The organism is Capsulimonas sp., from assembly GCF_039929585.1.
Taxonomy (GTDB): Bacteria; Armatimonadota; Armatimonadia; order Armatimonadales; family Capsulimonadaceae; genus Capsulimonas.
The window spans coordinates 19,767-28,912 of record NZ_JBDSQY010000220.1; the positions used below are offsets into that span (position 1 = coordinate 19,767).

9 protein-coding genes are annotated in these 9,146 nt (G+C 57.9%); 6 read left to right on the plus strand and 3 right to left on the minus strand.

Annotation, left to right across the window (positions count from 1 at the left end; all coding sequences use genetic code 11):
• Genes ABIZ35_RS16425 through ABIZ35_RS16445 form a run of 5 tightly spaced genes read left to right on the plus strand, consistent with a single transcriptional unit; the run spans position 1 to position 5,454 of the window.
• Positions 1-282, plus strand: coding sequence for a F0F1 ATP synthase subunit C (locus tag ABIZ35_RS16425; protein ID WP_348221006.1), 282 nt, complete (start codon positions 1-3; stop codon positions 280-282).
• A 3-nt stretch (positions 283-285) separates the two neighbouring features.
• Positions 286-1,074: a F0F1 ATP synthase subunit B gene (locus ABIZ35_RS16430; RefSeq protein WP_348221007.1), complete on the plus strand. Its 789-nt coding sequence runs from the start codon at positions 286-288 to the stop codon at positions 1,072-1,074.
• Entirely contained in the window at positions 1,071-2,666 is a 1,596-nt protein-coding gene (locus ABIZ35_RS16435) for an alternate F1F0 ATPase, F1 subunit alpha (RefSeq protein ID WP_348221008.1), read from the plus strand. The genes ABIZ35_RS16430 and ABIZ35_RS16435 overlap by 4 nt, the downstream gene beginning before the upstream one ends.
• Entirely contained in the window at positions 2,663-4,540 is a 1,878-nt protein-coding gene (locus ABIZ35_RS16440) for a heavy metal translocating P-type ATPase (RefSeq protein WP_348221009.1), read from the plus strand. Before ABIZ35_RS16435 ends, ABIZ35_RS16440 begins: the two co-directional genes overlap by 4 nt.
• A 32-nt stretch (positions 4,541-4,572) precedes the next feature.
• Positions 4,573-5,454, plus strand: a complete 882-nt coding sequence (locus tag ABIZ35_RS16445; RefSeq protein ID WP_348221010.1) for a F0F1 ATP synthase subunit gamma — start codon at positions 4,573-4,575, stop codon at positions 5,452-5,454.
• A 21-nt stretch (positions 5,455-5,475) separates the two neighbouring features.
• Here the strand turns inward: ABIZ35_RS16445 and ABIZ35_RS16450 are convergent, their stop codons facing one another.
• Positions 5,476-5,913, minus strand: a complete 438-nt coding sequence (locus tag ABIZ35_RS16450; protein ID WP_348221011.1) for a DinB family protein — start codon at positions 5,911-5,913, stop codon at positions 5,476-5,478.
• A 202-nt stretch (positions 5,914-6,115) separates the two neighbouring features.
• Here ABIZ35_RS16450 and ABIZ35_RS16455 point away from each other — a divergent pair, with 202 nt between their 5' ends.
• Positions 6,116-7,243 carry a transposase gene (locus ABIZ35_RS16455; RefSeq protein WP_348221012.1) on the plus strand — a complete coding sequence of 376 codons (1,128 nt, stop codon included), beginning with the start codon at positions 6,116-6,118 and terminating at the stop codon, positions 7,241-7,243.
• A 211-nt stretch (positions 7,244-7,454) separates the two neighbouring features.
• Here the strand turns inward: ABIZ35_RS16455 and ABIZ35_RS16460 are convergent, their stop codons facing one another.
• Together ABIZ35_RS16460 and ABIZ35_RS16465 are read right to left on the minus strand one after the other, a co-directional pair.
• Entirely contained in the window at positions 7,455-8,783 is a 1,329-nt protein-coding gene (locus ABIZ35_RS16460; RefSeq protein WP_348221013.1) for a lactate racemase domain-containing protein, read from the minus strand.
• Positions 8,762-8,941: a hypothetical protein gene (locus tag ABIZ35_RS16465; protein WP_348221014.1), complete on the minus strand. Its 180-nt coding sequence runs from the start codon at positions 8,939-8,941 to the stop codon at positions 8,762-8,764. Before ABIZ35_RS16465 ends, ABIZ35_RS16460 begins: the two co-directional genes overlap by 22 nt.
• Positions 8,942-9,146: the final 205 nt, after the last annotated feature.

Sequence of the window (9,146 nt, forward strand, 5' to 3'; positions counted from 1 at the left end):
ATGGACAGCTCGACCCTTATTGCCGTTGCCTCAATCTGCACGGCCGGCCTCACGATCGCCCTGGGGAGCATCGGCCCCGCGCTTGGCGAGGGCAAAGCGGTGGCGACGGCGCTCAGTTCACTCGCCCAGCAGCCGGACGCTTCGAATACGATCACGCGAACGCTGTTCGTGGGTCTCGCGATGATCGAATCGATCGCCATTTATTGCTTCGTGGTTTCGATGATTTTGATCTTCGCGAACCCATTTTGGAACCACGCCATCGCGCAGACCGTGGGGAAGTAACCTATGCTCATCGATTGGTTCACCGTCATCGCGCAAACGCTTAACTTTCTCATTTTGGTTTGGCTGCTTCGCCGCTTCTTGTATCAGCCGATCTTGAACGCCGTGGACGCGCGGGAAACACGGATCGCCGCGCAGATCGCAGACGCCGATGCGAAAAAGGCCGAAGCCCAGAAGGATCGCGACGAGTTTCAGCATAAAAATGAGGAGTTCGACGGACAGCGCGCCGCGCTGCTCACACAAGCGACAAACGATGCGAACGCCGAGCGCCAGCGGCTGATGGACGAAGCGCGCAAGACGTCCGACTCCTGGAGCGCCCAGCAGCGGGAAACACAGAAGCAGGACGCGGGGCGACTCAATCAAGCACTCGCTCTGCGTACCCAGCAGGAAGTGTTCGCCATCGCGCGAAAGACGCTGTCGGATCTCGCCGACGCCAGTTTGGAAGAACGCCTCAGCGACGTCTTCACTCGACGCCTGCGTGCGATGGATGGTCCGGCGAAAGAACGCCTTGCCGCCGCTCTCCAATCAGCCGCCGCGCCACCGCTTGTTCGCAGCGCATTTGATTTACCCGAAGCACAGCGTATGGCAATACAAAATACGCTCCACGAGACCTTCTCGTCAGATACTCTCATCCAGTTCGAGACGACGCCGAATCTGATCAGCGGCATCGAACTCACTACGAACGGGCAAAAACTGTCGTGGAGCATCACAGACTATCTGGCGTCCATGGAAACCAGCGTTGGCTCGCTTCTGACGGCACAGACTAAAACTGAGAAGGCGTCGGTTCGTCAATGAACACCGAAGTCGAGAGTTTGCAAGGCGTCTTCGACCAAGCATTCAATAGCGTTCGTCAGGCGTGCGAAGAGTTTACGCCGATCCTGGAGCCGCATGAGATCGGCGCGGTCGCGAGCATCTCCACTGCTGTCGCCATGGTGTCTGGACTTCCCGGCGTCGGCTTTGAGGAGTTGGTCAAGTTCTCCGGCGGCGTGCTTGGTGTTGCGTTCAATGTGGATGAAGATGAGATCGGCGTGGTGCTGCTTGGCGAGCATTGGCGTCTGCATGCCGGCGATGAAGTCGAGCGAACGGGCCGTGTCGCGGACGTCGTGGTGGGCGACGAATTGCTGGGCCGCGTCATCGATCCGCTCGGCCGGCCTCTCGACGACGCCGGGCCGATCCATTCTAACGACCGCCGCCCCATCGAACGCCCCGCCACTGCCATCATGGACCGTTCGCCGGTCACCGTCCCGCTCCAAACGGGCATAAAAGTAATCGATGCACTGCTTCCTATCGGGCGAGGTCAGCGCGAGTTGATCCTGGGAGACCGTCAAACGGGCAAAACCGCGATTGCGGTCGGCGCCATTCTCAATCAGCGGGATCAGAACGTCGTCTGTGTTTATTGCGCCATTGGACAGCGCGCGAGCGCCGTGGCGAAGGCCATCGCCACGCTCCGCGAGCATGGCGCCATGGAATATACCGTCGTGGTCGTGAGCGAGGGCAGCGATCCGCCCGGCCTGACTTACATCGCGCCTTACGCCGCCACAAGTATTGCCGAATACTTTATGGAATCGGGACGAGACGTGCTCATCGTCTATGATGATCTCACGCAGCATGCCCGCGCTTATCGTGAGATTTCGCTGCTGCTTCGCCGCCCTCCAGGACGTGAAGCCTTCCCTGGCGACATCTTCTATATCCACTCGCGCCTGCTGGAGCGAGCGACGCATCTCAGCGAAGAACATGGGGGCGGATCGCTGACCGCCCTCCCGATTATCGAAACCGACGCACAGGACATTTCGGCCTACATTCCGACGAATTTGATCTCCATTACCGATGGACAGATCTATCTTTCGCCTTCTCTGTTCGAACTGGGCGTGCTGCCCGCCGTCGATGTCGGGAAATCCGTGTCGCGCGTCGGCGGCAAGGCGCAGAGGGCCACCTACCGCGCGGTGGCGGGCGACCTCAAGCTCGCCTACGCACAGTTTGAAGAACTGGAATCCTTCGCCAAATTCGGAGCCCGTTTGGACGCCGACACTCTCAAGACCATCGAGCACGGACGCCGTATCCGCGCCTGCCTCAAACAGCCGGAGTTCTCCCAGGCGCCCGTTCCCGCACAGATCGCCGTTCTTCTGGCGCTGTCCGCCGACCTCTTCGACGCAATCCCAATCGAACAAATGACGGACGCCGAACGCGCCGTGCAAGAATCGTCCGAGAGCATTCCGGCGGATGTGTGCGCCCGCTTCGAAACCGCCACAAGACTTAGCGATGAGGATCGCAAAACAGTCTTAGAAATCGCACGCGGCGTACTTGATCGCTTCCTGTCGGATCCAGTCGTCAAATCCCAAGAAGATCATGGAGCCACATCGAAAGTGGCAGTTAAGGCATCGTCATGAGCGCATTCACCGCTGAGGAGATCGACAATAATCACTGGCGCCGCAGGACGACGGCGATCGCCGCGGTCGCCGTCGTGGCGATCGCCGCGTATCTTCTCTTGCAATTCGCTTTCCACACAAATCCCAGCACATCTCAGATCCCGCTCCTGGCCGCACTTGTTCTTGGCGGAGCCCCGCTCGTTTTCGAACTTCTTAAGAAAGTCGCAAAACGTGAGTTTGGGGCCGATCTACTGGCGGGAATTTCTATCGTGACCTCCGTGCTTCTCGGAGAATATCTGGCCGGAGTCATCGTAGTGCTGATGCTGTCAGGAGGAGAGGCTCTCGAAAACTATGCGCTCCGAAACGCATCGTCCGTCCTTCGCGCTCTGTCCAAAAGGATGCCATCGGTTGCACATCGAAAACAGGATGCCGTTATCAGCGATGTGACGATGGAAGACGTTGCGGTGGGGGACACTCTCGTGATCTATCCGCACGATATCTGCCCGGTGGATGGAACGGTCATCGAAGGTCACGGCGTCATGAATGAGGCGTTCCTGACCGGCGAACCGTTTGAAGTAACGAAGGCGTCCGGCTCCTCGGTAATATCCGGCGCCGTGAACGGCGAATCCGCCCTGACAATCACCGCAACGCGGCGAGCAGTCGATTCTCGCTACGCCAAAATCATGAGCGTCATGCGAGAGTCTGAACAGAATCGTCCGCATTTGCGGCGGCTCGGCGACCAATTAGGGGCTATCTACACGCCGGTGGCTGTGGCTGTCGCTCTTCTCGCGTGGGCAATGAGCGGCAACGCAATTCGCTTTCTCGCTGTTCTAGTCATTGCGACGCCCTGTCCACTGCTCATTGCAATTCCCGTAGCAATCATTGGCTCCATCTCATTGGCGGCTCGGCGCTCCATTATTATCAAAAACCCCGCAGTTCTCGAGCAGATCACGGGATGCCGCACCGCGATCTTCGACAAGACGGGAACACTGACATATGGCGAACCCAAGCTCACCGACCAACTCATCGCGCCAGGATTCGACCAGAAGGAAATTCTGACATTAGCGGCGAGCCTTGAGCGCTATTCGAAGCATCCACTCGCCCGAGCCATCCTTGCTCAAGCGAACCAAGAGAAATTGACGCTCCAGCAAGCTTCCGAGGTGAGTGAAGCGCCTGGTACGGGGCTATGTGGAACGGTTTCGGGACACAAAATTCAAATCACGAGTCGCGGTAAGATCGCCGCTTTAGATATTAGCGGCGCCGATGCGATGCCCACAGCCGCCGGAGGACTAGAATGCATGATTGCTATCGACGGGCGGTACGCGGCGGCTTTCCGTCTGCGCGATGCGCCGCGCATCGAAGGGCAGTCGTTTATTGAACACCTCGGACCAAAGCATCAATTCCAGCGCGTGATGATCGTGTCTGGAGACCGTGAAACAGAAGTTCGTTATTTGGCCGAGCAAGTCGGCATTCAGGAGATTTTTGCCGAGCAAAGTCCAGAGGAAAAACTGGCCATTGTGCGAAAGGAAACCGCTCGGTCTAAGACGCTCTACGTCGGCGACGGGATTAATGACGCCCCGGCGATGATGGCGGCGACAGTCGGCATGGCGGTGGGACAAAACAGCGACATCACGGCGGAAGCGGCCGACGTGGTGCTGATGGAGAATTCTCTCACGAAAGTAGACGAATTCATGCATATTAGCCGCCGGATGCGATCCATCGCACTCCAGAGCGCAATCGGAGGCATGGCTTTGAGCTTGATCGGGATGATGTTCGCCGCGACGGGACATTTGACGCCAGTCGCGGGCGCGATCTGCCAGGAAATCATTGATGTGCTGGCCGTGCTCAACGCCGTGAGGGCCGCATTTCCACCCAAAGTCATGTCGGACCTTTGACGACGAAGGAATAGTGCATTCTGGGGGAAAACATGAGCGACTCCACGGCGGGCCTGCGCCGCAAGATCGATACTGCTGGCGACCTCCAATCCGTGGTGCGCACGATGAAAGCCGTCGCCGCCTCCAGCGTCGGACAATACGAGAAATCGGTCCTCGCTCTGGCCGACTACTATCGTACGGTCGAACTGGGATTGGCCGCGTGCATCCACGGACACGAAACGCCGGCGCTTCCCGTAGAACAAGATCAGCAGACAGACATCCGCGTCATCGTATTTGGCTCCGACCAGGGACTGGTCGGCCAATTCAACGATGTCATCGCCGATTATGCAATTAACACACTGGGATCACTGCCGGGCAAGGCGCAAGTTTGGGCCATCGGCGAACGCGTTCAGGAGCGTCTCGCGGACGCAGGGTTGCCAGTCGTCGGTCAATTTGCCTCACCAAACTCTGTACAAGCCATCACCGCCCTTGTCGGTCAGATCCAGATCGAAAGCGAGGCGCTGCGCGCCAGCGGCGACAATCCCAGCGTGTACGTCTTCCATAATCGCCCGCAGCCCGGCGCTCTCTTCGAACCCGTCAGCCAGCGCCTCCTGCCGCTCGACGCGCAGTGGCAAGCTGGCTTGGCCGACATCCCCTGGCCAACAAAAAACTTGCCCGAAGTCCTGGGAAGCAGCGACGACACGCTGCGCGCGCTAATCCGGGAATATCTCTTCATCTCCCTCTTCCGCGCATGCGCCGAATCCCTTGCCAGCGAAAATGCAAGCCGGTTGGCGGCAATGGAGCGCGCCGATAAGAACATCGAAGAAACCCTGGATGATCTTCAAGGCGCCTTTCACCGTTTGCGTCAGGGCAGCATCGACGAAGAGCTTTTTGACGTGGTTTCCGGGTTCGAAGCGCTGTCTAAGAGAGCTTGAAGAGGGCTGCCTGGCGCAATGCTAAAAATGAACCTCCAGATCGCCCCAACACGTCTGTAGATAGTCGATCTGCGCCCCGTGGTTCTCAAGGTGACGCGCAGGAAGCGTCAAGAAGAAATTGAACGGGGTGCTGCCCAGCGCCGGGGCTTCGATCATTGCGCCGACTTGCTCCGGCGTGACTGTGTCGAGCGCCGCAATCGTGTCCGCGATGCCCTTTCGCAGAATCGTCTCCGCCTGTTCTAATGTCGTGATGCTCTCGATCGCCGCTTGGATCGGATCGAGGAAATCCTCGACCCTGGATGGGAACTTTCCGGCGCTAATAATAGAGGCGAAGGCGCCGCTGTAGCCGGCGCAATGCGCCGCAATGTCCAGTGCGGACTTGGCGGTCGGCGTCGGGCGCCAGGTCAGCTTGTCTGCGGGAACAAAACTGAGATCGTTGAGAAACCGGTCCATGGACATCGTCGTGCGTTGCCTGCATATCGCAATAAAGTTTTCCATTCTTTTCAGCCTTCCCGTCATTTTTAACACAAAGTGCGTAAGTCTTCCCCATTTATGGGGGAGATGGATAGCACATCGTCTTTCCGAAGACGATAAATACCGACACCCCGATTGGTATCGCGAAAACACGTAAGAACCTAACAGTTTCAGGTACAGCAAATCTGTGAACAGAAACTGTCTAAAAATCAGGCTGTACCCCAATAGGGCGCAGGAGCATGCACTGGAAGCGACGCTCGAAACCTGCCGCCGTGTTTATAACAGTCTGGTCAACGACCGAAAATATCAATTCGAGACGGCTCAAGTATCCGTGGGACGCTATGACCAGCAAGCCTATCTGCCTGCATGGAAGAAATCTCACCCCGAACTCAAATCTGTGTATTCGCAAGTCCTACAAGATGTGGTTCATCGTGTGGACCTGGCGTTCAAAGCCTTCTTCGACCGTGTGAAGAAAGGGGAGACTCCAGGCTTTCCCAGGCTCAAAGGCGAAGGTCAGTACGACAGCATCACTTTTACTCAGAACGACAGTTTCAAGGTCGGCGACAGCACGATCCGACTTGCCAAGATCGGGCAGATGAAGGCCAAACTCCACCGCCAGCCCTGGGGTGAACTCAAGACCTGCACCCTAAGAAGGATCAACAATAAGTGGTTTGCTTGCCTCTGCCAGGAGGTCGAACCGGAACTTCTCCCTCCGTCCACCGAAGCGGTCGGGATCGACATGGGACTGAAAACCTTCGCCGCCCTGTCTAATGGCGAGTTCATCGATAACCCTCGCTTCTTTCGCAAGGATGAAAAGGCGCTCGCTAAGGCCCAGCGCAAACTTGCGAAGCAGAAACGTGGCTCCAAGGCTCGAAAGAAAGCCCGTAAAGTCGTTTCTCGTGTTCATGAACGTATTCGCAATCGTCGCCATGACTTCTGTCACCAGAACGCGCGGCGCGTCGTCAATCGCTTCGGTGTGATTGCCGTGGAGAAACTCAGCGTTAGGAATATGCTTGGCAATCATTGTCTGGCGAAGTCCATCTGCGACGCTGCCTGGTCACAATTTCGTATTGTTCTCACTTCGAAAGCTGAAAACGCTGGTCGTGAGATACTTGCCGTCAATCCTGCTTACACCTCGCAGGACTGCTCTGGATGCGGCTACCGCCCTGACGGTCGAGAAGGCCGCACCAAGAAGAAGCTCTCGGATCGGTGGCATCTGTGTCCGATGTGCGGCCTTTCTTTGGATCGCGACACCAATGCCGCTGTCAATATTTTGGCTCTGGGACAACAGAGCCTCACTTCCGTGGAAGCGTAGAAGCCAGCCCATTTATGGGCTTGGAGTTGTCACTGATAGATGATATGGACTTCTCGTACCGTGTTTCCTCTGCACTATATAGTCGAACGATCGGGCCAGGATTCGACAAATCGCCCAAGAAATATTCCGGTACGCCGGATCATCGTAGACGACTTTACCTTCCGGAGACGCCGCCAGGAGAGTGGCTCCTGCGGCAACCTCCAGGGTGATGTCACTGCTGATTAACCGTTCCTCCCCGCGCCCATTCCGGCGGGGTTTTGAGATGGAAGAGCATCTCGCCGGCGTTGGGAACGTACAGAACGCCCTCCTCCTCCCGGTCCTGATAGTCTTCGATCCGGATCGAGGCGGGGTCGCGGTATCCCAGGTTGATTGCCCGACAGACTTCTTCAGGGATTTGCGTCGCCAGGGTCACCCGCACCCGTGGGCGCTCCACGCCGTCCTCATACGAGCCGATCCCACGCACATGGGTCGAGTGCGCCAGAACGCCCCATGGTTCGTCTTTGAATTGGTCCCACTGTTTCAGGAAGTAGTCGCGCGTGTGGTACCCGATCCGCCGAATCAGGTCGCCATGGGTGACGGAAATCTCACGGATATGGGGCGCGTAGATGATGAGCTCGCCACCGTCCGCCACCACCGGCTCCAGCTTGTACATGCACTTGCCGGCCACCCAAATCTCGTCGTACATCGGCGGCGCGCACGACAGGATCGTATGGAAAGGCCGATCCTTGTACACGATGTTCAGCCGGGCGCTATGGTCTGCGGCCTCGGACCAGGCGGACTCGGGAGCGCCCGCATAAAGGCCCAGGAGGTCATGCCCCTGGATCACCATGCAGAATGCAAAGCGAGGCGTCGGAATCCCTGAGGCGGCATAGTCGATGACGCGCCGCACCGGGGTCCACTTATGACCAATGATGCCGGGATTGGTGATAACTGCTCCCAGCCAGTGGAAGAAGTTCAGCACTTCGGGACCGCTGATGCCGGGGAACAGGTATTTGTTGCCGCCCGAGAAGCCGGCGACCTCATGCGGGAAGACGGGGCCGACGATGATCAACTGATCGTAATCGAAAACGGCCCGGTTGACTGTCACCGGCACGGCCATCTCAAACAAGCCGTCCGAGAGCTTGCCGATCTCGTCCGCCGGGATGACGCCAAGGTCAGCCAGAGCGGCGGGATCGTCCCAGGCGTGGTTCAGATAACCGACTCCCCCGTAACGCCCCACCCTCTCGTCCGCTGTGATCTCCAGACGGTGGTTGATCGCTTCCTCACTCATCGGCGGGTGCGTCCCAAGCGCGATCATCACATCCAGGCGCGAAGTTTCGCCGCCGATCAGGTCGAAGATCGTGCGGAACATCAGACCAACCGGTGCGGTGCGGGTCGCGTCGGGAATAATCAGCAGAACTCGCTTGCCGGCCAGATCCATTGAAGCGAGGGCGCGGGCGACGATTTCACGAACTTCCTCTTCGGCGAGGCGGACTTCGTTTCTCTGTCCGTCTGTTACGTTCTGTTGATCATCATCGATCACCAGCTCTTTGTTTCCCATGTCTTCCCTCTCAGATGGTGGTGGCGGAGAATCCGCCGTCGAAGACGATGTTTTGACCGGTGACGAACGACAAAGCGCGCGGCCAGCAATTCGTAGTAGTCCATCACCTCCACGGAGTAGAACAGCGCCGTGCCGCCGGCCTGCTCTATGCGGCGCACAGCCTCGTCGCCGCGCTCCCGGCTGCGCCCCAGCACGTCCACCGCGGACAGTGATGATTGGAATTCAAGTGCATGGTCCCTTAGGACTTGGTCCAATATAAGTGAATCTTGTTAATCCTGAAATGCGGGAGTCTTTTCCGCTTTCGGTGTCGAATATAGCTGCATGATTGACCAAAACGCCATCCGGGCGCGCTTTGAGTGCGTG